Source organism: Butyrivibrio sp. LB2008, assembly GCF_000621565.1.
Lineage (GTDB): Bacteria > Bacillota > Clostridia > Lachnospirales > Lachnospiraceae > Butyrivibrio.
Genome location: NZ_KK211305.1, coordinates 231808 through 257315 on the forward strand (window position 1 = coordinate 231808; position 25508 = coordinate 257315).

At 42.0% G+C, this 25508-nt stretch carries 21 protein-coding genes and 1 pseudogene; 16 read left to right on the forward strand and 6 right to left on the reverse strand.

Annotated elements, in window-relative coordinates; translation table 11 throughout:
* Nucleotides 1-5: 5 nt before the first annotated feature.
* Together T356_RS0111035 and T356_RS0111040 are read left to right on the forward strand one after the other, a co-directional pair.
* Nucleotides 6-1304: a nitrogenase component 1 gene (locus tag T356_RS0111035; RefSeq protein WP_026514529.1), complete on the forward strand. Its 1299-nt coding sequence runs from the start codon at nt 6-8 to the stop codon at nt 1302-1304.
* Nucleotides 1305-1420: 116 nt separating this feature from the next.
* Nucleotides 1421-2008 carry a hypothetical protein gene (locus T356_RS0111040; protein ID WP_026514530.1) on the forward strand — a complete coding sequence of 196 codons (588 nt, stop codon included), beginning with the start codon at nt 1421-1423 and terminating at the stop codon, nt 2006-2008.
* Nucleotides 2009-2462: 454 nt separating this feature from the next.
* Here T356_RS0111040 and T356_RS0111045 read toward each other — a convergent pair whose 3' ends face one another.
* Both T356_RS0111045 and T356_RS20440 read right to left on the reverse strand, forming a co-directional pair.
* Nucleotides 2463-3524, reverse strand: coding sequence for an alpha/beta hydrolase (locus T356_RS0111045; RefSeq protein WP_026514531.1), 1062 nt, complete (start codon nt 3522-3524; stop codon nt 2463-2465).
* Nucleotides 3524-4624, reverse strand: a complete 1101-nt coding sequence (locus T356_RS20440; protein WP_026514532.1) for a helix-turn-helix domain-containing protein — start codon at nt 4622-4624, stop codon at nt 3524-3526. The genes T356_RS0111045 and T356_RS20440 overlap by 1 nt, the downstream gene beginning before the upstream one ends.
* Before the next feature lie 274 nt (nt 4625-4898).
* Here T356_RS20440 and T356_RS0111055 point away from each other — a divergent pair, with 274 nt between their 5' ends.
* The 7 genes and pseudogenes from T356_RS0111055 to T356_RS0111085 all read left to right on the forward strand — a co-directional run bounded on the left by T356_RS0111055 (nt 4899) and on the right by T356_RS0111085 (nt 12485).
* On the forward strand, nt 4899-5846 hold the full coding sequence (locus T356_RS0111055; RefSeq protein WP_026514533.1) for an ABC transporter substrate-binding protein: 948 nt from the start codon (nt 4899-4901) through the stop codon (nt 5844-5846).
* A 55-nt stretch (nt 5847-5901) separates the two neighbouring features.
* Nucleotides 5902-6663 (forward strand): ABC transporter permease, encoded by a 762-nt coding sequence (locus T356_RS0111060; RefSeq protein ID WP_026514534.1) that lies wholly within the window; start codon nt 5902-5904, stop codon nt 6661-6663.
* Nucleotides 6663-7436 carry an ABC transporter ATP-binding protein gene (locus tag T356_RS0111065; RefSeq protein WP_026514535.1) on the forward strand — a complete coding sequence of 258 codons (774 nt, stop codon included), beginning with the start codon at nt 6663-6665 and terminating at the stop codon, nt 7434-7436. The genes T356_RS0111060 and T356_RS0111065 overlap by 1 nt, the downstream gene beginning before the upstream one ends.
* 16 nt (nt 7437-7452) lie before the next feature.
* Nucleotides 7453-9564 (forward strand): anaerobic carbon-monoxide dehydrogenase catalytic subunit, encoded by a 2112-nt coding sequence (cooS, locus tag T356_RS0111070; RefSeq protein ID WP_026514536.1) that lies wholly within the window; start codon nt 7453-7455, stop codon nt 9562-9564.
* 221 nt (nt 9565-9785) lie between these two features.
* Nucleotides 9786-10835, forward strand: a complete 1050-nt coding sequence (locus tag T356_RS0111075; protein WP_026514537.1) for a DNA/RNA helicase domain-containing protein — start codon at nt 9786-9788, stop codon at nt 10833-10835.
* Between the two features lie 228 nt (nt 10836-11063).
* Nucleotides 11064-11555, forward strand: a pseudogene (locus tag T356_RS19230) (ABC transporter permease subunit); the annotation flags it as partial.
* Between the two features lie 33 nt (nt 11556-11588).
* Complete coding sequence (locus tag T356_RS0111085) at nt 11589-12485, forward strand: LysR family transcriptional regulator (protein ID WP_026514538.1); 897 nt, start codon at nt 11589-11591, stop codon at nt 12483-12485.
* Between the two features lie 428 nt (nt 12486-12913).
* Here T356_RS0111085 and T356_RS0111090 read toward each other — a convergent pair whose 3' ends face one another.
* The 3 genes from T356_RS0111090 to T356_RS0111100 form a co-directional block, all read right to left on the reverse strand.
* Nucleotides 12914-13576 carry a methionine ABC transporter permease gene (locus T356_RS0111090; RefSeq protein WP_330370934.1) on the reverse strand — a complete coding sequence of 221 codons (663 nt, stop codon included), beginning with the start codon at nt 13574-13576 and terminating at the stop codon, nt 12914-12916.
* On the reverse strand, nt 13576-14547 hold the full coding sequence (locus tag T356_RS0111095; RefSeq protein WP_026514540.1) for a methionine ABC transporter ATP-binding protein: 972 nt from the start codon (nt 14545-14547) through the stop codon (nt 13576-13578). Before T356_RS0111095 ends, T356_RS0111090 begins: the two co-directional genes overlap by 1 nt.
* Nucleotides 14548-14741: 194 nt before the next feature.
* On the reverse strand, nt 14742-15671 hold the full coding sequence (locus T356_RS0111100; RefSeq protein ID WP_026514541.1) for a MetQ/NlpA family ABC transporter substrate-binding protein: 930 nt from the start codon (nt 15669-15671) through the stop codon (nt 14742-14744).
* Nucleotides 15672-15869: 198 nt separating this feature from the next.
* Between T356_RS0111100 and T356_RS0111105 the strand changes: the two genes are divergently transcribed.
* Both T356_RS0111105 and T356_RS19235 read left to right on the forward strand, forming a co-directional pair.
* Entirely contained in the window at nt 15870-16976 is a 1107-nt protein-coding gene (locus T356_RS0111105; RefSeq protein ID WP_051563385.1) for an FAD:protein FMN transferase, read from the forward strand.
* A gap of 164 nt (nt 16977-17140) precedes the next feature.
* Nucleotides 17141-18145 (forward strand): CPBP family intramembrane glutamic endopeptidase, encoded by a 1005-nt coding sequence (locus tag T356_RS19235; protein ID WP_051563386.1) that lies wholly within the window; start codon nt 17141-17143, stop codon nt 18143-18145.
* A gap of 58 nt (nt 18146-18203) precedes the next feature.
* On the opposite strand, the gene T356_RS0111115 is transcribed toward T356_RS19235, so the two are convergent.
* The gene (locus tag T356_RS0111115; protein WP_026514543.1) at nt 18204-19298 is read right to left on the reverse strand and encodes a pyridoxal phosphate-dependent aminotransferase; all 1095 of its coding nucleotides are present in this window, start codon (nt 19296-19298) and stop codon (nt 18204-18206) included.
* Between the two features lie 81 nt (nt 19299-19379).
* On the opposite strand from T356_RS0111115, the gene T356_RS0111120 reads away from it, so the two are divergent.
* The 5 genes from T356_RS0111120 to T356_RS0111145 all read left to right on the forward strand — a co-directional run bounded on the left by T356_RS0111120 (nt 19380) and on the right by T356_RS0111145 (nt 25279).
* The gene (locus T356_RS0111120; protein ID WP_035780985.1) at nt 19380-20570 is read left to right on the forward strand and encodes a nicotinate-nucleotide--dimethylbenzimidazole phosphoribosyltransferase; all 1191 of its coding nucleotides are present in this window, start codon (nt 19380-19382) and stop codon (nt 20568-20570) included.
* 2 nt (nt 20571-20572) lie between these two features.
* Complete coding sequence (locus tag T356_RS20445) at nt 20573-21577, forward strand: bifunctional adenosylcobinamide kinase/adenosylcobinamide-phosphate guanylyltransferase (RefSeq protein ID WP_051563387.1); 1005 nt, start codon at nt 20573-20575, stop codon at nt 21575-21577.
* Complete coding sequence (locus T356_RS0111130; protein ID WP_026514545.1) at nt 21574-22392, forward strand: adenosylcobinamide-GDP ribazoletransferase; 819 nt, start codon at nt 21574-21576, stop codon at nt 22390-22392. Before T356_RS20445 ends, T356_RS0111130 begins: the two co-directional genes overlap by 4 nt.
* Nucleotides 22393-22523: 131 nt before the next feature.
* Nucleotides 22524-23615: an adenosylcobinamide-phosphate synthase CbiB gene (gene cbiB / locus T356_RS0111140; RefSeq protein WP_051563388.1), complete on the forward strand. Its 1092-nt coding sequence runs from the start codon at nt 22524-22526 to the stop codon at nt 23613-23615.
* Nucleotides 23616-23668: 53 nt separating this feature from the next.
* Complete coding sequence (locus T356_RS0111145) at nt 23669-25279, forward strand: spermidine synthase (protein ID WP_026514547.1); 1611 nt, start codon at nt 23669-23671, stop codon at nt 25277-25279.
* Nucleotides 25280-25508: the final 229 nt, after the last annotated feature.

Sequence of the window (25508 nt, forward strand, 5' to 3'; positions counted from 1 at the left end):
TATAAATGGCAAAGTTACTTGATAAACAAAGATATAAGTGTGCACTTGGCGCGATGCAGACAGTGCAGGCAATAGAGAGAGCCATTCCGATCCTTCATTCGGGTCCGGGATGTGCGCAGAAGCTTTCTGACGGAAACGGAAGCAGCGGATACTTTTCACCAAATATTTTTCCCTGTACCAGTATCAATGAAAAAGACGTTGTATTCGGCGGTGTAAAAAAGCTTCATTCAACGATCGAGAATTCGCTCAAGGTTATCGATGCTGACCTCTATGTGGTTCTCACAGGCTGTATTCCTGAGATTGTAGGCGATGATTCGGGTGAAGTCGTATCTGAATTTGCAGATGCGGATAAGCCTGTAATCTATGCTCCCACAGCGGGATTTAAGGGAAATAACTACAGAGGACACGAGCAGATAATCGATGCGATCATAGATCAGTATGTAAAAAAGACTGACAAGAAGGAGAAGGGACTTGTAAATATTTGGGCCGACGTTCCTTATCAGGATCTTTACTGGCTCGGAAACTTAAGAGAGCTTGAGAAGCTGTTAAAAGAGATCGGGCTTACACCAAACACTATCTTCGGATATCAGAGAGGAATCAAGAACATAGACAAGATCGCTTCGGCGGAGCTTAACCTTCTTATTTCGCCCTGGGTTTCTGTTAAGAACGTAAAGAAGATGGAGAAAAAGCTCGGTATTCCTTATCTTCACTACAGCACACTTCCAATCGGAGCTTTCGAGACAAGTAAGTTCCTTAGGGAAGTCGGAAAGTTCGCGGGAATTGATGAGAAGAAGGTTGAGGATGTAATAACAGAGCATGAAAATTATTACTACTACCTCATCGAGAGATTTGCGGATCTTTTCCTTGAGAACCGTGTAATCAACAAGCAGTTCTCTGTTGTAGCGGATGCTCAGTACGCTCTCGGAATTACCAAGTTCCTTACAAACGATCTCGGACTTGTTCCCGCAAAGCAGTTCATCACCGATGATACGCCGAAGGAATACAGGGAAGCAATTACCGAAGAATTCAAGAAGCTCAACTACGGACTTGAAGCTGAGGTTGTATTTGAGACAGACAGCTACAAGGTTCATGAGCAGATAAAGAGTCATGACTATCACGGATATCCGCTGGTTCTCGGTGGTTACTATGACAAAGAAGTGACGGAAGACTTAAAGGGTAACTTCCTCAACATCTCATGGCCCGTTAAGGACAAAATCGTTCTTAATGATGCAATTGTAGGCTACGAGGGCGGAATCAGACTTATTGAGGATATCTACACGGTAGCTTCACAGAGATTCAACTAAAGAAATATTGATCCGGTCAATGTTTCTCCAATAAATAATCACAGCGACAACACAGCTTTTGATCTAACTAATCTGCCTAAAGTTCGTGTTTATAAATACTAAGAAGGAAAAAAGCGATGTCATATTTGATTGCTGTCGCAACATCAGATGCCAAGGTCGTTGACCTTGGCTTTGGTGCTGCTAAAGGGTTCCATATCTACGAGGTGGAAGGAACAAGTTATAAAGAAAAAGAATACAGAGAGTTTGCGGAAGATGTGATAAATTCCCGCGCAGGAGCAGGGAATGAAAAAGAAGGTGAAGATACTGCAGCGCAGATAAGTAAATGCGCAGGATCGCAAGGTTTTTGCGGCGGACTAGCATCCGGCTATGGCGATTCGAGCGGTTGCAACGCACAGACTTCCGAATGCGGTGACACGAGCAATTGTGGAAGGCCGAGTGGAGGTTGCGGCGATGGCTCACAAGGCGGCTGCGGCGCCGGTTCACAGAGTGGCTGCGGTGGAAGTGATGGGGCTCTCAAGAAAGTTGAGCTCATCGCAGATTGTCGAAGCCTTGTCTGCAAGAAAATCGGTTTTCAGGCTCAGAAGCAGCTTGAAAAGAAGGCTATCGCAGGATTTGATGTAGATTGCAGTGTCGATGAAGCTCTCACCAAGATTGCAACGTATTTTGATAAGATTGATAATCACGTAAGCCTCAGAAGAGGATGATTGACGGATAAGTGAGTTTAGGAGTCAATTTACTGGCACAGAATCCCGGAAAGCAGTTTGTACACGTAGAGGTGAGTGAATTTAGGAGCGGCTCTACGGGCATAGAATTCGGAAATTGATTTGTACACGTAGAAACAAGTTCATGTGAGATGGATTTTACGGGCGTAGAATTCGGAAATTGATTCACACACGTAGAAACAGATGAATGTGAGATGGTTTTTACGGGCATAGAATTCCGGAAGTTGGTTTATACCCGTAGAACTAAGCAAATGAGAGATTAATTTTATGGGTTATAAAGTTTGCAATTGAATTTGAGTAACGTAGGGGAAAATCAAAAAGAGTCTATTGGGATTATAGAGCTGTATCTCCGAGGGTGAAAATACAGCTCAAATGGTATGTGCAAGACTAACTTTTACATTGCCTTATTTTTGACCTAAAATAGCGAAAGTGAAGATTACTTTTTTCCCATTCGATTTGCGATATCGTGAACATATTCAGAAAATTCCTCGGATCTTGATTCAAGAAGTCCGTGTGTGGCATTTTTCATAACGTACATTTTCTTATCGGGAGCATTTACCTTTTCAAAGTACTCACAAGCCATATCGTAATTAGTCTGGTAATCCATGTCGCCGTTTATATTGTAATACGGCACTTTGTAGTCATATTTTCCGCTAAGCGAGCACTCATAAAGCCCATGTGCAAAAAAAGATAGATATGGATTCATCGAGATTGCAATATTTTTTACATAGCCGATATAGTCTTTTACCATGTAATTTGGATTAAAAAGAATCGTCGCAACTATATTGTAATCTCGACCATCTTTCATCATCCCATAACCGTACCTGTCCATTATTTTACTTCTGGCGGCCATGGATTCAAGACTATCCGAGTTTTCAGGCGACCATTTTTCAAGAAGTGCCTCTCCTTGCGCATCACCATTCGTCCACTCTTTTGCCGCAGCATAGAGTCTAGCTTCATTCTCATAGATGTCTATACATTGTCCTGTTCCGATAAAAGCGTCGTAGTACTGCGGATATTCCAATGACAGATTTGCGCCAAACATAGATCCCCATGAATGCCCAAGCAAAGTTATTTTTTCTTTTCCCATATAAGATAAAAGAAACTCAGTCATTGCTTTGCCGTCAGCCATCATAATATCCTTGGTTATCTTATCCGAAATGTTTTTCTTATCAAAGCTCTTTCCTACATTCCTCTGATCCCACGTAACGACAGTATATACGTCGCTCCACTTTCGGGTAAAAGAATAATCCACGGGACTTGTCGCAGATCCCGGCCCTCCGTGCAGATACAAAAGAACGGGATTGTTTATGTCTTGTCCATAAATGTTTATCCATTGACTGTTTCCGTTTATATCAACGTAAAAAGATTCATTTATCCCGCCTTTCGGTGTTATCTTATTTATTCCCATTCCGACAGATCTGACAACAGCTAAGATTATTATCATCGTTGCCAAAACCATCAAAACTGTCTTTATAATTTTTAGTGCTGTTTTCATTATGCTTTCTCCCAACAATCGATTATTTTATTAAGTGTTTTTTTATCGACACCGGCCATTTTTACGATCTGTTTGCTAAGTACCGTGCTTATTCCGGAAACTGCCTTTTCTCCAATGCTATCGATGGTATAAAAATGCTCTTTGTCCGCATGATAGAATTTAAGATGCTTTGCTACGTCATTTGATCCTTTCTTGTCAAAATTCACCGCAAGCTTTTTTCCCTCGGAAATAAACTTTTTCATTCCGGCTTCATCTTTGATACATGCACAAAAATACGCTTTTATCACATAATAAAAAGCTACATACTTACTAAAACATCCAATCTCATCTTTGGAGAATTTTTGGATTACATCAATCATCGTATCCGTCAGACATATTGATTCTTCGAGGTTTTTCTTTTTGCCCGTACTTGCAAGGGCCATTATCATGTACACCGACGAGTCTATTAATTCTGCGAGATGATTTATTATGCCTGATGTGCTATAGTTAAGCGCCTGATCCGGCTCCTCATTCTGCAGATATATAAGTGCAAGGACAGTATCGTTTATTCCTCCGAAGTTTATCTCCTTAAGACGTTCAAGCGCCGCCTTTTCATCAATGATCAGGTAATTGTATGCAATGTTGCTCCTTATAACATAATCATTTATGTCCGGGTTCTTGTTCTGCGAAAGGTATTCAAGTGATTTAGTAAAAAGATCTATTGCCATCCTTGCATCATTCTTATCTTGATTCTCAAGGGCTTTCACATGATAGATCATCGCTGATGAAAATATTACAGAAAAATCATGTGGATATCTGTTAATGGCATCACGTGATATAACTTCCGCTTCCTCAAATTTGTGATTGGAAACAAGGGAGTCAATGTTTGCAACAATGTCCTCCACTTTCCTGGATATCATGTTATATCCCAGAAGAACATCAACCGAAACATCAAAAAAGCCTGCAAGTGTTGTAAGCATCACAATATCAGGAGTATTGTTGCCGTTTTCCCACTTGGACACCGCGCCGACCGTAACGCCCAGCATCTCTGCCAATTTTTCCTGTGTCAGGTTTTTCTCTTTTCTGAATTTCTTTATATTTTCATGCAGTTTTAATTTCATCTGTCGTTCCTTTCTGCATTGGTTATATTTTATTGTGAATCCAAAAGAATTATAATATATCATTTGTACAATCCGGACACTTTATTTTTTCCATATTGGAAAATCTATGAAAATTCACGCTATGTGACAGCAGCGCTTGGAAATAAGCAAAGTTTATACTCCACTATAAGTGTTTCTTAATTTTCACTTTTATTTGCGTGTGATATTATTCAATATAATAAAATTACCTATTGACCTAGTGGGTGAAAAGACATTATAGTGGAGGATAGTTATTATGAAAAAACAATTATTACTGACAATACTGGTCGGAGCAGTGCTGACGCTGGCAGGATGCGGAAGTTCCAATGGCGCAAGTGCCAAAGCAGCAGGCAGTGCCAATGCCGGAGAAACCGTGAAGATAGCATATCTTCCCATAACACATTCGCTCGCTGTGTTGGAAGAAGCTGAGGAACTTGCAAATAATGAAAAAGTGAATGTTGAACTTGTTAAGTACGGTTCGTGGCCGGAACTTCTGGATGCTCTTAATTCGGGAAATGTAGACGGAGCATCGGTTCTTATAGAACTTGCAATGAAGTCAAAAGCTGAGGGCGTAGGCATAAAAGCTGTTGCACTGGGACATAAGGACGGAAATGTTCTCATCGTTTCAAATGATGTTAAAGACGGCGCCGATCTTAAAGGAAAGACAATAGCTATTCCTCATCGTCAGTCATCGCATAACATCCTGGTAAATGATGCACTTGCAAAGAATGGACTTACGATCGATGACATAAATGTCGTGGAACTCGCACCTACAGAGATGCCTTCGGCACTTGTCACAGGAACAATAGACGGTTATTGCGTTGCGGAGCCTTTCGGTGCGGTAGGTGTTTCTACGGGAAAAGGAAAAGTTCTGTATACCTCCGAAGAATTGTGGGAGGATTCGGTTTGCTGCGCACTTGTTTTGACAGATGATTTTATAGACAAGCATGCGGACACAGCCAAGGCATTTGTCGAGGGATACAAGACAGCGGGCAATAATCTTGATGCTGAAGCAGCCCAGACTGTTGCAGAGAAATATCTTAAGCAGAAAGACGATGTTCTTGAAACATCTTTGAAGTGGATCTCCTATGATGATCTGGATATCACAGAGGAGCAATATAACAAGCTGACCGAGAAGGTTAAAGAATACGGGCTTTCAGACAATCCACCCGCATATGCTGATTTTGTAAAGACTGATTTTTGATCTGATCACTTATTATTTTCTACATTTGATGACAGTAATAAATTAAGGGGACATGATGAAAAAAATACTCTCTCTAAAATACGTTATCGTATCAATACTTATCTTACTTGGAATCTGGCAGTTGGCATTTATGATAAGCGACTATAGCCCGGCGTTGTTTCCGTCTCCTTTAATGGCAATCGAAGCTCTTTTTGAGATGATTGCAGACGGCACGCTATTTGCATCAATAGGCGCAAGTATGTACAGATTTGTAATTGGATACGGATTATCGGTTCTGATAGCAGTCTTTCTGGGGCTTATCCTCGGAAGCCTTCCTAAGGTGTTTAAATATGTGAATCCTTCACTGCAGCTGCTAAGACCGATATCACCGACAGCGTGGATGCCTTTTGTGGTGCTCCTGTTTGGAATTGGGGATCTTCCTGCCATTGTCATTATTTTTATAGCAGCTTTTTTCCCCGTACTGCTGTCTACAGTATCAGCGGTAAGTAAGATCGATGATATGTATTTTAAAGTTGCAGATAATTTTGGAATCAGACAGCCTCAGCTTATGTGGAAAGTTATCCTTCCTGCGGCGTTCCCTCAGATTGCCAATGCCGTTCATCTTGCTCTCGGAAGCGCATGGATATTCCTTGTTGCGGGTGAGATGGTAGGAGCACAGTCGGGACTTGGTTTCCAGATTATTGATGCGAGAAACAATATCAGAGCGGATATTCTTTTGGCAACAATACTTGTGATCGGACTTATAGGACTATTGCTTGATTTCCTTATCGGATTGTTGGAAAAAAGAATTCTTAAAGCCTGGGGAGGAGAGCAGTAATGTCATATATTCATATAGAAAATGCAGGAAAAACCTTCATACAAAATGGCACGCAGTTCACTGCTTTGTCAAATGTAAATCTCGATATTGAGAAGGGCGAGTTTATCTGCCTCCTGGGACCGTCGGGATGCGGAAAAAGTACTCTTTTAAATGCTATTGCAGGCTTTGATCCGGTAAATCTGGGAAGCGTTAAGATTGACGGAAACGAGGTAAAGGCGCCAAGCACAAAGAATGTAACTATCTTCCAGAACTATGGTCTTCTTCCGTGGCGCACTGTTATCAAGAACGTAGAACTAGGTCTCGAATCAAAAGGTATTGAGAAAGATAAGAGAAAAGAGATTGCAAAAGAGTATCTTAAACTTGTAAAGCTTGAGAACTTTGCTGATAGTTTTCCAAGGCAGCTCTCCGGCGGAATGAAACAGAGAGTTGCGATAGCCAGGGCACTTGCGGTGGAGCCCGATATCATCTTTATGGATGAGCCTTTCGGAGCACTTGATGCGATTACCAGAATGAAGCTTCAGGATGATATTTTGGATATCTGCAAAAAACAAAAGAAAACAATCATCTTTGTAACTCATGATATAGAAGAAGCTGTTTATCTGGCGGACAGGATTGTTGTAATGACACCCAACCCCGGCAAAGTAAAGGGTGTTATAACAGTTCCGATTCACCATTTCAGAGATAGGACAAGCGGAGACTTTTTGCTTATAAGAGACAAGATCTTCGATCTGCTTCAGATGAAGATAGAGGAAGATATTGAATATACGATTTAATTTAAGGTAGGGAAAAATGAGCCACACACATTCACATGAACACGAACATTCACATGAACATCACCACCATCATGGCAAAAGCGGATTAGAGCATATTCATTCACACAGAAATCTGATTGGTTTTGATGAGCACGGTATTCCGACTGTTACACTTAAGGCAAGCGACCACGGCGGAGAGAGCAGTCCCGAGGACTTTACTAAAGATTATATGAACGCTGTTGCGGAATACAGAAAGACATTTCCGTCAAAGCAGGACGTAATCGATAATACACCCGATCCGGCCGTAAGAGAGATGATCCTTAGAATGGAGCAGATTGGAATAGATACGGCTTTTGACAGGTTTGATGCTCAGAAGCCTCAGTGTGCGTTCGGACTTAGCGGAACATGTTGTAAGATCTGCAACATGGGACCTTGTCATATTACAGCGAAGGCGCAGAGAGGTGTCTGCGGTGCGGATGCGGATTTGATAGTTGCAAGAAATCTTTTGCGTTCAGCGGCTTCAGGTGCGGCTCAGCACGGTATGCATGCTCGTGAGGTAATGCTTACACTCAAGAAAGTGGCTGAGGGCGAACTTGATATCCCTATCCTTGGCGAGCAAAAGATAAGGAGCACGGCGGAAGCTTTTGGAATAAAGCAAAAGAACAGACAGCTTAAGAATGTTGCAAAAGATCTTGCGGATGCTTTGCTTGAAGATATGTCCAGAAGTGTCCCCGATGATTATAAGACAATCAAAGCCTGTGCGCTTCCCGAGAGGCAAAAGGTATGGGAAGAGTTAGATATTCTTCCTATCAGTGCATATCACGAGGTCTTTGAAGCATACCATAAGTCGGGATGCGCAACGGACGGCGACTGGAAGAGCATCATGCAGCAGTTCCTTCGCTGCGGTCTTGCATTTACTTTTTCCGGCGTTGTCGGAGCGGGAATTGCGACCGATGCACTGTTTGGTGTCGGCGACAGAGTTACGTCCAAGGTCAATATCGGTGCGCTTGAGAAAGGCTATGTGAATGTTGCGGTACACGGACATCTGCCAACACTTGTAAGCCAGATTGTTGCGGCAGGAAAAAGACAAGATTTGATAGAGCTTGCCAAATCCAAAGGCGCAAAGGGTATTCGCTTCTACGGTATCTGCTGTTCGGGACTTTCTGCGATGTACAGAGACAGCGGTGTTATTCCGCTTTCAAATGCGGTATCCGCGGAACTTGTACTTGCTACCGGAGCGCTTGATCTGTGGGTTGCGGATGTTCAGGACGTATTTCCTTCAATCATGGATGTTGCAAAGTGCTTTAAGACTGTTGTGGTTACAACAAGTGATTCCGCAAGGCTTCCCGGTGCCGAGAGATATGAATACAATCATCATCACAGCAATATAGGTCAGACCAAAGAACTTGCAGAGAAGATAGTAAGACGTGCAATTGAGAGTTTTGAGATCAGAAAGGGAATGCCTGTCTACATTCCTCCGTATGAGGTTGAGGCAGAAGTCGGATTCTCTGTTGAGTATGTTCACAAGAGATTCGGAAGCATGAAGCCTCTTGCCGAAGCGATTAAATCGGGACAGATCCTCGGTGTCGTAAATATGGTCGGATGCAATAATCCAAAGGTTCTTTATGAGAAGTGCATCATTGATGTGGCCGATGAACTTCTTAAGAACAACGTTCTTATTATCACCAACGGATGTGCATCGTTCCCTCTTATGAAACTGGGATATTGTGCGGTTTCAGGAAAAGAAAAGGCAGGAGAATCCTTAAGAGAATTCCTTGAACCCGACCTTCCGCCTGTATGGCATGTCGGAGAGTGTATCGATAATACACGTTCTACAGGTATATTTGCAGGAATTGCAGGTGTGCTTGGAAAGAACCTTTACGAACTTCCTTTTGCATTCTCATCACCCGAGTGGGGCAATGAAAAGGGAATCGACGCGGCACTTGGTTTCAGACTTAACGGAATAAGTTCGTATCATTGCGTTGAGGCACCTATTTTCGGATCCAAAAATGTAATTGAGTTCTTGAAACATGGTACAAAGGAACTCCTTGGTTCAACAATGAATGTAAACACAGATCCCGTCGCACTTGCAAAACAGATCGTGCAGGATATGAAAGACAAGAGAGTAGCTCTTGGCTGGGATAAATAAAGAACAAAAACTCCCCCCGGGGTGTGGGAAGTTTTTGTGAAGAAGTAATACCATAACGATATTGAATATGGGTGTAATGCGAGAAATAGGCATTACGCCCTTTTTATATTTCATTATATAATTTTATATCGTATTATATTGTTTTATATCAAATTATATCGTATTATATTTTTGTGGAGTGTTTATATTATGGCATGTGTAAATAATCAAGAGGTGAGTGAATGAGAGAAAGAAATCCTTATGCGATAAGTTTTGGAAGAATTCCAAATCAGTATATAAGAAGGAGCTTATTGATAGATGATATTATAGATACTTTGGACAGCGATATTGTGCAGGAACAGGCCTTTAAACTGACAGGAGTAAGGGGATGCGGCAAAACAGTGACGCTTACCGCTATAGCAAATCAGTTAAAGGATGAAAAAGAGTGGATCGTAATTAATATCAGGTCTAATGCGGATATAACAAATGAACTGGTTGCATATCTTTATGCAAATGTTCCTTTTATGACTAAATATATAGATGCCAATCTTAATCTGTCGGCGTTCGGCATTGGAGTCAGCTTATCCAAAGAGCAGGCGCCGGTAAGCAGTCTCAGTGTTATTTTGGGAAGACTTATGAAAGAAGTAAAGGCAAAGAAAAAGAAAATACTTGTGGTTATAGATGAAGCTCGAAAAACGGATGCGTTAATTGATTTTATCCAGGAATTTCAAATACTTATCAGAGAGGAATATCCGATTTATCTATTAGTGGCAGGGCTATATGATGATATAGAGGATCTGGAAACAACAAAAGGATTGACATTCTTTTTAAGAGCGGAAAAGTATGAGATAGCTCCTCTTAACATTGGAATAATTAAGGAGGATTACAAAGAAACGCTTGGGCTTACAGAAGATGTCGCATATGAATTGGCTGTAATGACGAAGGGATATGCATTTGCATATCAAGCTTTTGGTAAGTATATGTGGGAAGAGAAGGCAAAAAAAATAACGCCCAGAGTTTTAGCTATGGTTGATGAAGCGCTTGCCGTAAAGGCATATGATGAGATTTGGCGTGAATTAAGACCTCAAGACAGATGGTTTTTGGAATTTATTGCGCAAAAAGAGACAATGAGTGCCAATGAACTTCTTGAGATGACCAAGAAGAAGCATAATGAATGGAGTGAACCGAGAAAAAGACTGGTTGGAAAAGGAGTGATAGATGGAGCGGTTAGAGGTGTTATATCGCTGAAACTTCCAAGGTTTAAAGAATATATTGCAAATCAATTGAGATGATACAATAATAACTTTTAGTTATAGCCTCCCTAAAGTTTAGCGTAATTGCGGCTTTAGGGAGGCTATTGTATATTAAGTTCAACAAAAGCGAATACATAAAGCAAACTCATTTGTTTACTGACCGGACAACCGGAGGTTAGTGGTTCGTCACCATTAGGCGGACCAGTAACCTCCGGTTGTCTCATGTGAACTTTTGATTTCAGGTTAAGGTATTACAAGGTACCTGTTCTTTCACAGATCTTTGCGGTGTTTGTGACTGTATATTTGGGACTACCCACTATGGTGGCAATTCTTTTGTATAACATCATATTTATGACATGCTATGCAGATGTGGCAAATGTACTTCACATTACAGTGCCCATCAGCGAAGTTGATCCGATCATAATAGGTTATTTTGTACTTATCCTTGGGACAAGCTGTTCTGTAAGTGAGAGCGTAAGAGGTGCTTTCAGAGGAATAGACAAGGTGCAATTTGAAGCGGGCTACAGTATAGGTCTTGGCAAGTTCAAGACACTTACAAGAGTTATCTATCCTCAAATGGTGCCAATATTACTTCCGGGTTTACAGAATTCTCTGATAGGACTATTAAAGGCATCCAATCTTGTGAGTGCTATCTCAGTCATTGAAATCATGACAGGAGCTCTTTTGCCGAGGATGTGGCTGACAGGGACAGAGTATAAAATATGTACTAAATATATGGCAATGTGTTATTATGTATGATATCTTGGATGAATTTATTTGGAGATTATACATATGACAATTTTGCAGCTTAAATATGTAATAGCCATTGACGAGGAATGCTCAATGAGAAAGGCGGCTGACAGGCTTTATGTGTCACAGCCGGGGCTTTCGAGTGCGGTCAGAGATCTTGAGAATGAGCTTGGAATCCAGATATTCCAGCGAGTACATAACGGCGTTGTGACAACTGTTGCAGGCGGCGCGTTTATTGCTTATGCAAGAAGCGCGGTTGAGCAGTTTGAGAAGATTGAAGACAAGTACATCAATGCCAAGACTGACAAGCCCACTTTCTCAGTATCGATGCAACATTATACAGTAGCTGTAAATGCTTTTATAGAAACAGTCAAGGAATACGACCTTGAAGAGTACCAGTTCTCTATCAGAGAGACTCAGACAAGTGAAGTAATAGACGACCTTAAGAGCCTTAGAAGTGAAGTCGGAGTTATTGCTCTTAGCGAGTTTAACAGGAACATGTTCAAAAAGATTTTTGCGGACGCATCTCTTGAGTTCCATGAGCTCTTTACAAGAGATACTTACGTATATCTTAGAAAGGATCACCCTCTTGCAGACAGAGAAGAAATTTCGCTTAAAGATCTGCAGGATTATCCGTGCATGGTATTCGATCAGGGCGACAACACATCCTTCTATTACAGAGAGGAAGCGCTTGCAACCTATGATTATAAAAAGGTCATAAGCACAAACGAAAGAGCAACATCCGTAGAGCTTATGCTCGGTCTTAACGGCTACGCTGTAGGTGCCGCAATGCTCGGTGAAAGTCTTAATACTTCCGAGATTCATCATGTTAAGCTCAAGGAAGAAGAAACGCTGACTCTCGGATATATCATCCGTAAAGGCAGTGACCTTAGCGATATGGCAAAGACTTTTATTGAGAAGCTTCAGCAGTATAAATAAAAAATTAGCAAATACAAAGATGGTGTGAAAAATGAGAGACTATTTTTCACACCATCTTTTTTGTTGAATAGGAAATTTCTCTGAAATTCCCTATTCAATAAAAACGCTCCGCAGGGATGCGACCGATGCGCAGATGAATTATGCAAGCTAAAGCTTGCGCGCATCGGCGCGCAAAGAGTCGCTCGCGACTCTTTGTTGTTTACTTATTTTTTCCATAGACAGCCCCGCCCCAAGGTATACATTCAGAAATGCGCCGTCTACGTACGAGGATGATGTTTTTCAAAACTTATAAAGCAGCAAATGCCGATTTCTCTGAGCAACGTCGAAATGAGGCATTTGCTGCTTTATAAGTTTTAGAAAAACACACCGCAGACGTAAAACAAGCATTTCTGAATGTATACCTTGGGGCGGGGCGTACGGATAAATATTCAACTCATGTGCTTGTATAGGCTGTTTCCGATCATTTGGATGATCTGGACGAAGGCTATTAGGATGACGGAGCATATGATGAGGTATTCGGTTTTGTATTGCTGGTAGCCGTAGCGGATTGCTATGTCGCCGATACCGCCGCCGCCGACTGTGCCGGCCATGGCTGAGTAGCCGATAAGTGAGATTACAAGAAGTATAATGCCGTTTAGCATTCTTGGGATGGATTCTTTTACGTAAACGCGCATAAGGATCTGGAAGTTTGAAGCACCGAAGGATCTTGCGGCTTCAATAACTCCGGGATTGGTCTCACGAAGGCTGGTTTCGAATACTCTTGCGATATAGGGGATGGCCGATACCGTAAGAGGTACGATGGAAGCGGTTGTTCCGATTGATTTGCCGACCACCATTCTTGTAAAAGGAATAAGTATTACAAGAAGGATGATAAACGGGAAGCTTCTGAATACGTTTACCAAAAAGCTCAAGATCTCATATACGATCTTGTTGGGCTTAAGCCCGTCAGGAGCTGTGAGTGTAAGTATTATGGCGGGAATAAATCCTATTATCACCGAAAAAAGTGTGGACCAGAATACCATATATAAAGTTTGTTTAAAGGCAGTGATTATAACTGAGGTCATGCCTGCATCTGATAAAATTCCGGACATTATCTGATTACCTCCCATGTGACGTTTTTGCTGTCAAGAAAAGCGCATGCTTTTTCAAGATCTTTTTCCTCCATATTGAGGACGAGACTTCCGTATACATCCTCTCTGAAATCTTCGAGTTTAGCCCAGCAGATATTGAAATTTGTCTTGAGCTCCCTCGACATCTCGGTTACGATAGGGCGCTGATTGCCTTCGCCGTAGAAAAAGAGCTTGAGATTGATTCCTGTTGTCGGAAGTTTGTCACTTTCTTCGCGAAGGAATTCACGTATCTCGCGTTCTTTGGGCCATACAAAGAGCTGCTCGGGTTTGCCGACTGCAAGGACTTTGCCGCCGCTTAGGAATGCAACCTTCTGGCAGATCTGTTTAACAACTTCCATCTGATGGGTAACGATGATGATCGTAATGCCCATTTCTTTATTTATCTTTTGCAAAAGAGCAAGGATCCCTTTTGTAATCTCGGGATCAAGTGCGCTTGTTGCTTCGTCGCACAAAAGAAATTCGGGATCGAGTGCGAGCGCTCTTGCAATAGCCACACGCTGTTTCTGACCTCCGGAGAGTTCTCTTGGCTTGGAATGAACTTTTTCTTCAAGGCCGACGAGTTTTATGAGATTTAAAATCTTCTCTTTTGCCTCGGGGGTGTTTGTGGGTATTCCCCAGAATTTCATGGGAAGAGCGACGTTATGGTATACGTCCAGTCTCTCAAGGAGGTTGAATCCCTGGAATATCATTCCCATTCTTTTTTGAAGGTTACGAAGAACCTTTTTGTTCTTAATGTCTACGGTCACATCGCCGACTGTGATCGAGCCTTCATCATAAGATTCAAGGCCGTTGATGCAGCGAAGGAGAGTGGATTTACCGGCTCCGCTCTGTCCTATAATACCGAATATCTCACCTTTTTCGATGTCGATATTTATTCCCTTAAGAACTTCGGTTTTGTTAAAAGTTTTTTTGACGTTTTTTATCTGTATCATGGATAATCAGACCACCTGTCTAAAAAAGATTTGTATTTGCAAGGCGTGTATTGCCTTTGCCATCACATTATTACATTACTTTCCATAAATATCAAATATGACACGTCACTGGCAAGGAGACGTGTCATATCTAAGGTTTGATATATGAAAGGTAGGTTTTTTCTATGATTTACGTTATTGGCTTAAAAAATAATTTACTGTGGATCAATAAATGAAGGAATTACTGCTCCCTTGTATGTCTCTTCAATATATGATTTAACTTCGTCTGACTTAAGGGCTGCTACAAGAGCTTTGATCTTCTCAGAGTCCTGAGAGCCGTCCTTAACTACAAGGAAGTTAGTTCTCTTAACTGTTGTCTCATCATCGAATTCCTCGATATCAAGTGCAGGATATTTGGAAGGAAGCTCTGCTTCAAGTGCGTAGTTTCCGTTGATAGCTGCTGCGTCAAGATCGGGAAGTGAAAGAGGAAGGTTAGCTGCCTCAAGAGGTGTGATCTTGTAACCGTGAGGGTTAGCGTTCTTATCTTTTGAAAGAGAATCCTCTGTGTAGCTTGCATCTTCTCCGAAAGAACCCTTTGATGTAAGAAGTCCCTTCTGAACAAGAAGGTCAAGTGCTCTTGCACCGTTGTCGGGATCATTGGGAATACCGATCTCTGCGCCGTCGGGAATCTCATCAAGTTTAGTATATTTCTGTGAGTAGATACCCATTGGCTCGATGTGGATGCCGGCTACTGCTGTAAGATGAAGACCTGCGTCTTTGTTCTGCTGGTCAAGATATCCGAGTGTCTGGAAGTAGTTTGCGTCAATCTCACCTGATTCAAGTGAAGTGTTGGGAAGAACATAATCCTGGAAAACAACTGTCTCAAGTGTCCATCCGTCTTTTGCAAGAACTTCCTTTACGATATTATCAAGAATCTCTGCGTGAGGAACAGGTGTTGCTCCTACAGTGATTGTCTTGTCTGAGTCAGATGCTGAATCTGTTTCGGCTTCGGCTTCAGCCTGTGTTTCTTCTCCTGTTGCTGCAGTCTCTGAAGACTGTGAATCTGCTTTTGAACCGCAACCTGTAAGCGCTCCGAAGGCAAGGGCTGCTGTTAAGATCAGACTTGTTATTACTCTCTTTTTCATAATTATTATTTCCTCCTCGATACCATTGTTTATTTATCTCCTCAACTGGTATGACTGAATTATACAGGACGGGAATGAGTTTTGGGAAATAAATAAAAATTATCAGTAGTGAAAAGTTGAGATTATCAATTCTTTTATTATTGATTGTAACAGTATATATTAAGAGAGAAAAATAAAAGAAAGCAGATAAGGTAACGGATGAATAGGATTAGGATTGGGATAGGGATAAAGAAAAAGAAGTTACGGATTGAAGATAAAACGATCAAAATAATCCCGGCTGTTGCATGTCTTGTTTCGCTTCTGATAACAGGATGCGGGGCAAAAAATAAAATAAACACTTCCACTATATTCGCAATGGATACGGTTATGCAGCTTGAGATACAGGGCGATGAAGAACTTCTTAGGGAAGCTGAGGATCATATAAGGGATATAGAAAGTGAGCTGTCGGTCACAAGCAGTGACAGTGAGATAGGGAAGATAAACAGTGATAAGAGCGGTAAGCTGTCAAAAGACGGAACGAAGATCCTTAAGGAAGCACTCAAGATATGCGATATGACAGAGGGAAGTCTTGATATATCGGTATATCCTGTTCTTAAGGAGTGGGGATTTACGACGGGCGAATACAGGGTTCCTACGGATGATGAGTTAAAAGAGCTTGTCGCAAATGTAGGTTTTAACAGAATCGGCGCGGAATATGCAAGCGATGAAGAGTGCAATGTCAGTATAGAAGACAATATGCAGATAGATCTCGGAAGTGTTGTAAAAGGTTATACGGGTTCTGATGTGGCAGCTTTTTTCAGGGAAAAAGGAGTGACTTCGGGCCTTATAAATCTTGGCGGGAATGTGGAATGTATAGGAACAAAGCCTGACGGAAAGCCATGGAGAGTTGCGGTAAAAAGTCCTTTTGAAGACAGCAAAAGTGATGTGCTCGGAGTTATAGAAGCAAGCGATACCGCAGTCATAACGTCCGGAGGGTATGAGAGATTTTTTGAAGAAAACGGTGAGAAATACTGGCATATAATAGATCCCAAGACCGGAAGACCTGCAAAGAGCGGACTTATATCAGTTACAGTCATAGGAAAGAACGGAACGGTCTGCGACGGACTTTCAACGGCTCTTTTTGTAATGGGTAAAGAAGGCGCCGAGGAGTTTTACAAGAAGTACGGAAGCGGAGAGAACGGGATCGATGCGTTTGAGCTTATCATGGTAAGCGATGATAAAAAGGTGTATCTGACAGAGGGCGTAAATACAATCTTTTCACTTGCGCCCGAGTATTCGGATCTGAAAGTGGAAGTAATCGGATAAGATATGGAGTGTTTGCATTTTAATATCGTCTGTACCAATATGTATTCTTGACATACTACGACTAGCTTAGTATCTTTATATGGGTTTGAGGATAGAAGGAATATAAAGTATATACGGCCTCGAGCAGAAAAATATTAAAGAGAGAACATCTTGGAGGAGACATCATGGAAAAGCAAAAAAACCTGTTTTACAAAATTCACAATGATTATTTCAAATGGTATGACCTTTTACTGATTACAATTATATTGTTTTTGGGATTGGTTATTTTGGGAGCAAATGTAGGTTACGTTATTACTGATCCTCTTTATAATTTCTTACTTAAATATGATGAATCGTTTACTAAAGTATTTATCAGATACAGTGAAACTATAGGATATTGGATAGTGCTCATTGTATATCTGCTTATTTTTAAAGCGGAAAGACCGATCCTTAAAACTTTCTTGCCAAAGTATAAAGGAAATACAGTGAAATTCTTTCTTATAGGTCTTCTTGTAGGCGGCGGAATGAATGTTTTTTGCGCTATCGTTGCAATGCTCAACAAAGATATAGCGCTGTATTATAATCAGTTCCCGTTTGTGAAAGTATTTTTGGTATTTCTGGCGGTATTTATACAGTCAGGTAGCGAAGAAATTCTTTGCAGAGGCTTTTTCTATCAGAGGATGAGACGTGAATTCAGAAATCCCTGGGTCTCTGTAATAGGAAATGCGCTTTTGTTCGGGGCGTTGCACCTCGGTAACAAGGGAGTTACGGCCCTTGGAGTTCTAAATATAATCTTGTTCGGAATATTCATGTCGCTTATCATCTATTATTATGAGAGTATGTGGATGGCGATTGCGGTTCATACCGCATGGAATTTCTCGCAGAGTATTGTTTTGGGACTTCCGAACAGCGGAATTGTTTTTGACTTCTCGGTATTCAAGCTGGATGCGGCTTCAGCCAGAAACAGTTTTGCATATCATGTAAATTTCGGAATAGAGGGTACAATCTTTTCGACAGTTCTTATTGCGGTTGTAATAGTTATTTTGCTTGTACTTAATAAAAAGAGACAGGGTGATAACCTCTGGATTTTGGGAGAAACAGTATTTATTAAGCAGAAAAAGAAGAAAGATGAAAAACAGGCAGAGCAGATTGCGGAAGCAAGTACAGAAGCAAATGCAGACTGCGAATGATTTAACAAGATAAAAAGACGCGTCATGGCCTTAGAAGGTATGACGCGTTTCTTTATAATTATACATATCTTTTGAGTGCATTTATAAGTGTGACATTCTCGTCGTGATTTCTGACTGCGATACGGAAATAGGAATTGTCCAGACCGCTGAAGTTTGAACAGTTTCGCACTAAGATTCCGTAGTCTCTTGCAAGACGGTCCGTGATCGAGTTGCCTTCAAGATGTGAGTGTGCTGTAGTGAGCAGAGATAACGGAAGTCTTGTGAGCATGAAGTTTGTGTCACTGTCAAAGACTGTAAAACCAAGAGCGCTGAGCTCTTTGGTCAGAAATGCCTTTTCGTTTTCTATGATTGAAATGGTATTTTTTACATATTCTTTTTCTGATATTGAATCCTCACCTGCAACAAGAGCAAGGCATGAGATGTTCCACTCGGGTTTAAGGGCGTTCATTTCGGATAATATGCGCGGGTTTGAGCAAACACAGTACCCGAGCCTTATTCCGGGAAGGCAGTATAATTTCGTGAAGGCATCGATCACTATCAGATGCGGATGATTCGGTACAAGTGAAATGGCACTTGTCTTTTTCTCATCGGGGACAAATCCCATAAAGCATTCGTCAATCACCAGATAAATTCCGAAACTTTCGCAGAAATCAGCAAGTTTATTTACAAGCTCGCGAGGAATGAGTTTTCCTGTCGGATTATTTGGATTACACAGGAATATAGCATCAACCGAGCTTGCTCTTTTTACATCAGTCAAAAAATCTTCAGTCAGAAGGAAGTCGTTGTCGCTTCTTAGCATATACTCTTTTACGCGGCAGCTCCTTGAGATTAAAGCTTTTTTGTATCCGGAAAAAGTCGGAACGGGGATCATGGCGCCGCGCGGAATGATTGTCTGAGACAAAAGTGTTATTATCTCAGATGCGCCGTTTCCCAAAACAAAATATTCTTCGGGAAGGTTGTGATGTGCGGACAATTTGGCAGTCAGCGAGTAGTCATCTATATTTGGATATTTCTCAAGAAGGGAAATATGATTTAAGATATCCTGCCTGACTTTTTCGGGCATACCCAAAGGATTTACGTTTACACTGAAATCATATTTTATTTTGTATGCTTTATCACAGATTCCGCCGTGTTCATAAGTGTGGTGTGTCATATCGGGACCTCCCTGTATAATTAGAGTATAAAGGTTTTTTTGATACTTTTACAACAATACTTATGTGTGTAAAATAAACATATGGCAGGAAATACAGAGAAAATAATAAAAAAATACATAGATGGAGTCGGAAGTGCCGACAATAAAGCAAAGAGCAGGGCAAAAGAGTATGATGATGCTCTGATAAAGCCTCCACGCAGTATGGGAAAGCTTGAAGATATTGCAGTTAAGCTTGCTGGAATAACAGGAAATGTAAAGAATCGTATAGGGACTAAAAAGATTCTTGTTTTCTGTGCGGACAACGGTGTGACGGATGAAGGCGTTGCGTCTGCTCCGATCACGGTTACTTCGAGTCAGGCGGTTAATATGACTTCGGGGATAACGGGGATGTCCGCGCTTGCAAAGAATTTCGGCACGGAGGTTGTGGTTGTCGATGTCGGCGTAGCAACTGAATTTCCGGCGACTTTTGATGGGAAAAAAGCGAATATTATAGATAAAAAGATAAGAAAAGGCACGGGAAATATTGCCTGCGAGCCAGCTATGAGCATTGATGAGTGCTTGTGCGCCATATTGACGGGTATTGAGATCGCAGTAGGAAAAGAGGACGACGAAGAGTACAACGTGCCGGAAAATAGCGGGAATATAAGCGATGAGGTGAGCCGTGGTATCGGATATGTCAATCTTGTCGGCATTGGCGAGATGGGCATAGGAAATACCACAACTTCGGCAGCAGTTCTTGCGGCTGTTACGGGGACAGACAGTGATGCTCTTACGGGGCGTGGAGCCGGAATCTGTGATGATGCATTTGCCAATAAGAAGAAAGTAATAAAAAGAGCGCTGTCACTGCATGAACTTACTGATATAAAAGATAAGTATGACAGCGATTTTGAGGCGGTAGTTGATATTCTATCCAAAGTCGGAGGACTTGATATCGCGGCGATGTGCGGTGCTTTTATAGGTGCTGCCTATGCGGGAAAAGGAGCTGTGATAGACGGTTATATTTCTGCGGTTGCGGCGCTTCTTGCGGTGAAGCTGTGTCCTGCGGTGTCGGATTATCTTTTTCCCTCTCATATATCGACGGAGCCGGGATACATGCTGGCGATAAAAGAGCTTGGACTAAAGCCGTATCTGGATCTTAACATGGGACTTGGAGAGGGGAGCGGATGCGTCCTTGCTTTCGGAGTTATAGAGGGAGCCTGCGCCATGATGAATGATATGGCTACGTTTGCAGGCGGCGGGATCGACGATTCATATCTGGAAGGAATAAGGTAGAGATGGTAGTTCTCTTGACAGGAGGATGTAAGAACGGCAAATCGAATACTGCGCAGAACATTGCCTGTAGTCTCAGGGCGAGATTGGGCGGCGGCCTTTACTACGTTGCGACCATGGAATCAACCGGCAAAGAGGACGACGAGCGTATAAGGAAGCATGTGGAGAACAGGGAAGGTCTTGGCTTTGAGACTATTGAGATGGCAAGGGACATAAAGAGACTCAGTACGGAAAAAGATAAGTTTCTTAAGCACGGGACAAATACGTTTCTTGTGGACAGTCTTACCGCACTTCTTGCAGGAGAGATGTTCAGAACAGATGAAAACGGTGAGTTTGTGCAAGATTTTGGCGCAGCTGCAAGGATTTGCGAAGATATCAGAGTTTTATGTGAAGAAAAAGATTTTAATCTCATATTTGTGAGCGACGGAATATACAGCGATGCTGCCTTATATGATGAGAGCACGGATGCTTACAGAGAGGGACTTGCTCTTATAGAAAGAGAAGTTGCGAAGACCTCGGATGAAGTGATAGAGATGTGCGCGGGAAAAGAGATCGTGCATATAGGCAGCGGCATAAGTGAACTTGATTTTATGCGAAAGAATAGGAAGATGAGTGGTAAAGAGAAGAAAGGTATTCTCATAGTGGGAGGCGCAGGGCAGGGAAAGCTTGATCTTGCAAAGCGCCTTGTTGGTGAGATTTCTGATAAAGATATATATTCTTTTAAAATAGAAGATTCAAGCGTAAGTACAAAGGCACAGGTTCCCGGTGGCTATAAGATTTATCGGCATGCAGAACGCCTTGTGCGCGGGACAGATAGGAGCGCAGAGGAGATAGCAGGGCTCTTTCCCGAAGGGGCTGTTATTATTTGTGAAGATATAACCTGCGGAATTGTCCCTGTTGATGCGACGGACAGGAAATGGCGAGAGGACGCGGGAAGGCTCATGCAGGCGCTTGCTGCGGGCAGGAGAGTCTACAGAGTGATCTGCGGAATAGAGGAAGAGATAGGATGAAGAGTTTATTCAGGGCTTTTGCGATTGCATTTTCAATGTATTCCAAGATTCCTATGCCACAGTTTAAGTGGGAAAAAGAGGATATGAAGTACAGCATAGTTTTTTTCCCTCTTATCGGAGCGGTGCTTTTCGTGGTCATATGCGGGATAAGCTGGCTTGCGGATATTTTTGGGATAGGAAGTATTCCGGCGGGACTTCTTGTTATGGCTGCGATCGCTCTTGTGACGGGAGGTATCCATGTCGATGGTTACATGGATTGCAGCGATGCGTTTTCGTCTTATGCTGATAAAGAGAAGAAACTTGAAATATTGAAAGATCCTCATATCGGTGCATTTGCGGTTATCAGAGTGCTTACGCTTTCTGCGGTTTATCTTGCCTGCATGAGCATTGTTTTTGATAAGAAAATTGTTTCGGATACTGCAGTCTTTTTTTCGGATAGATCAGTGATGGTGATCGGACTTGGATTTATCTTATCCAGGGCTCTTAGCGGAATCTCGGTCGTGAGTTTCTCGTGTGCGAAGAATGAGGGGACGCTCTATAGTTTTGCGGAAGGGGCGGACAAGAAGAGGTGTCTTTTAATATTGGTAAAAGAAGCTGTGGCGGTGTCATTTCTCATGATAATCATTGGCGGTATAAGCGGAGTGTGTGCGGTTTGCGCGGCGCTCATCATATTTGCATACTACAAATTCAAAGCAGCAAGAGAACTTGGCGGCATCACCGGTGACGCGGCCGGCTGGTTCCTCTGTCTCGCCGAAACCGCTATGGTAGTGGCGGTGTGTCTGTGCGCGATTGTTTCAGGCGTTACATATTTATAATAATTTACAAGAGCTTTCCGTGGGGGCAGCCGGAGCATATATACACATTTCCGTGGCACAAAATCGCAAAAATGTGTATATATGCTCCGGCTGCCCCCACGGAAAGCTCTATGGAAACGGAAAGATAAAGAATGATGGAATTTTGGACAACATACTTTAAGTACATACCGATAGCAGTATTTTTAGGAATCCTGATTGATGTGGTTTTGGGAGATCCTAGATTTTTGGTGCATCCGGTGCAGGTTATTGGGAAGGTGATCGAGGGGCTGGAGAAGGGCCTTAGGAAGAAGAGTTTTTTTGAAACGAGAAGAGATGGGGAAAGTGGAGAGTGTGAAAAGGATTGTGGAAAACGAGGGGATTTAGATAAGAGTTTTGTGGATTATGTGTTGGGAATTGTGGAAGTGATCGGGGTTACGGGAGTTACCGGGGCGGTCTCTTTTGGGATTTGTTATGGGGCGTATTTGTTAAATAGGTATCTTTTGGTTGCGGTGATGGGAGTTATGTGTTGGCAGTGTATTGCGGCGAAGAGCCTTAGGGATGCGGCAATGGAGGTGTATAGACCGCTTGTGAAGGGAGATGTGGAAGGTGCAAGGAAAGCGGTGTCAATGATCGTGGGGCGTGATACGCAGAGCCTTGATGATAAAGGTATTACGAAGGCGGCGGTTGAGACGGTTGCGGAGAATACGAATGACGGTGTTATCTGTCCGCTTTTTTATCAGATGCTTGGCGGGCCTGTCCTTTCGTATATTTATAAAGCGGTAAGTACGATGGATTCCATGATCGGATACAAGAATGACAGATATATGTATTTTGGAAGGTTTGCGGCTAAGACGGATGATGTTTTTGCCTATATTCCCGCAAGGCTTAGTGCGGTATTTATGATAGCGGGAACAGCCGTATTGGAGATGTGCGCAGCTATGTTTGGGGCTAAGAGTGCATTTAGATACAGTACAAAGAATTCGATAAAGATTTTTATAAGAGACAGGTATAATCATGCAAGTCCTAACTCGGCGCAGTGTGAGAGTGCATGTGCAGGTGCGCTCGGGCTTAAGCTTGCAGGGCCTGCAAGTTATTTCGGCAAGATTCATGACAAACAGTTTATAGGAGATGAGCTCCGCGCGATAGAGCCTGAAGATATCAGGAGGAGTATAGTCCTTATGAATATGACATTAATTCTTTTTTCGATAATTTATTTTTGTATTTGTATTTTCGTTGGGATGTGATAGTGATATACTCCAATACGGGTATAAAAATACAAAAAATGGATAAAGGAAAAATGGATAAGAAATCAATTTTAAACAACAAACTCTTTTTGTACATGACAGAGTTCTTTGCAGGAATGTCTGTTATGGCGGTCGAGCTTGGAGCCAGCAGACTTCTTGCACCTTACTTCAGCTCGTCTCAGATCGTGTGGACCATCATAATAGGAACTATCATGATTGCCATGGCGCTGGGAAATATCTATGGAGGTAAGGCGGCCGACAAGAATCCGGATCCCGGAAGATTGTACAAGAGAATTCTCATTGCTGCCATCTGGATCGCGGCTATTCCTGTTCTAGGCAAGTATATAATCATCGCCATATCAGCGGTTGTGATATTTGCAGTCAACAGCAATTTCCTTGTTATAGCTGCATTTGCAACATGCATGATAGTCTTTGTGTTTCCTCTTTTTCTTCTGGGAACAGTTACACCTTCACTTGCAAAATATACAACGCAGTCACTTGAGGATAATGGCAAGATCATAGGAACTCTCGGCGCTTTCAATACTGTGGGAAGCATTATCGGAACTTTTGTGCCGACTTTTGTCACGATTCCTGCGGTCGGAACTTCCATAACATTTCTCATTTTCGCGGCTATTCTGATAGCTCTTTGCATCGCTTTCTTTGTGAGCAGCGGCAAAAAAGAAACTAAGAAAATTGCAGCGGGTATTCTTATATTTCTGGTATGCACTTTTTTCGGGCACAGCACCTCATTTGCTTTTTGGGAAAATAATCTGACATATGAGGGTGAGTCTGTTTACAACTATTTACAGGTAAAAGAAGATCCTTACAGTGTGATCCTGTCTACAAATGTTCTTTTCGGGGTTCAGTCAATTCATATCAAGAGCGGTGAACTTACCGGAATGTACTATGATTATGCTCTTGCGGCGCCCTACATGAGTGGAATAAAAGAAAAGGCCGCTGCGGGAGAGGATTCTGAAATACTGATCCTTGGGATGGGAACCGGAACATATGCGACTCAGCTTCTTAAATCCTTTGACAACGTAAATGTGGAAGGCGTTGAGATTGATGATAAGATCACGGATCTTGCGCATGAATATTTCGAATTGCCGGATGAGGCCAAGGTGACGACGTACGACGGCAGGGCGTATCTTGCGGCTGTTGATAAGAAGTATGATGTCATAATGGTCGATGCTTATCAGGATATTACGATTCCCTTTCAGATGTCGTCGACAGAATTTTTTAACATGGTAAAAGAGCATCTTGCTCCGGGCGGAGTAATGGTTGTTAACATGAATATGTATAGCGACGAGAATGAAGCTACCATTAACAGATATCTTGCAGATACCATTTCTTCGGTGTTTGACAATGTGGTCACGGTCAAAGTTCCGAATTCTACGAATAAAGAGCTTTTTGCAACGGACAATGCGGAGTTTATGAACAGATTTTCCGAGAATATTCGTCTTGAAAATGATACAAAGCTTCGGACCATGATGGATATAGTAGGACTTAATGTAATGCCTTACAATGCGGGAGATAAGATAATGACCGATGATAAGGCGCCTGTTGAGCTTCTTGGAATGAAACAGATTGATTCGATAATCAAGGACGAAGTCGGTTATTACAAAGAAATCTATAGAACACAAGGGCTTGAAGGCTTATTTTAAAATATTCCACTAAAAATACCCACACCTCGGATAGCAGCAAAAGACTGCACTTACAGTCATCCGGGGGGTGGGTATTTTAGTGCTTTACAAATAAATGTTAACACAAACTTTACGGCATGTAAAATAACAGCATACGAAAAAACGTGATAATGGCGTAAATTAGCACTTTTTGATATTTTTTTAGCAATTTTAGGGTTGTCCATCCGTGAAATAATATGTTACAATAATG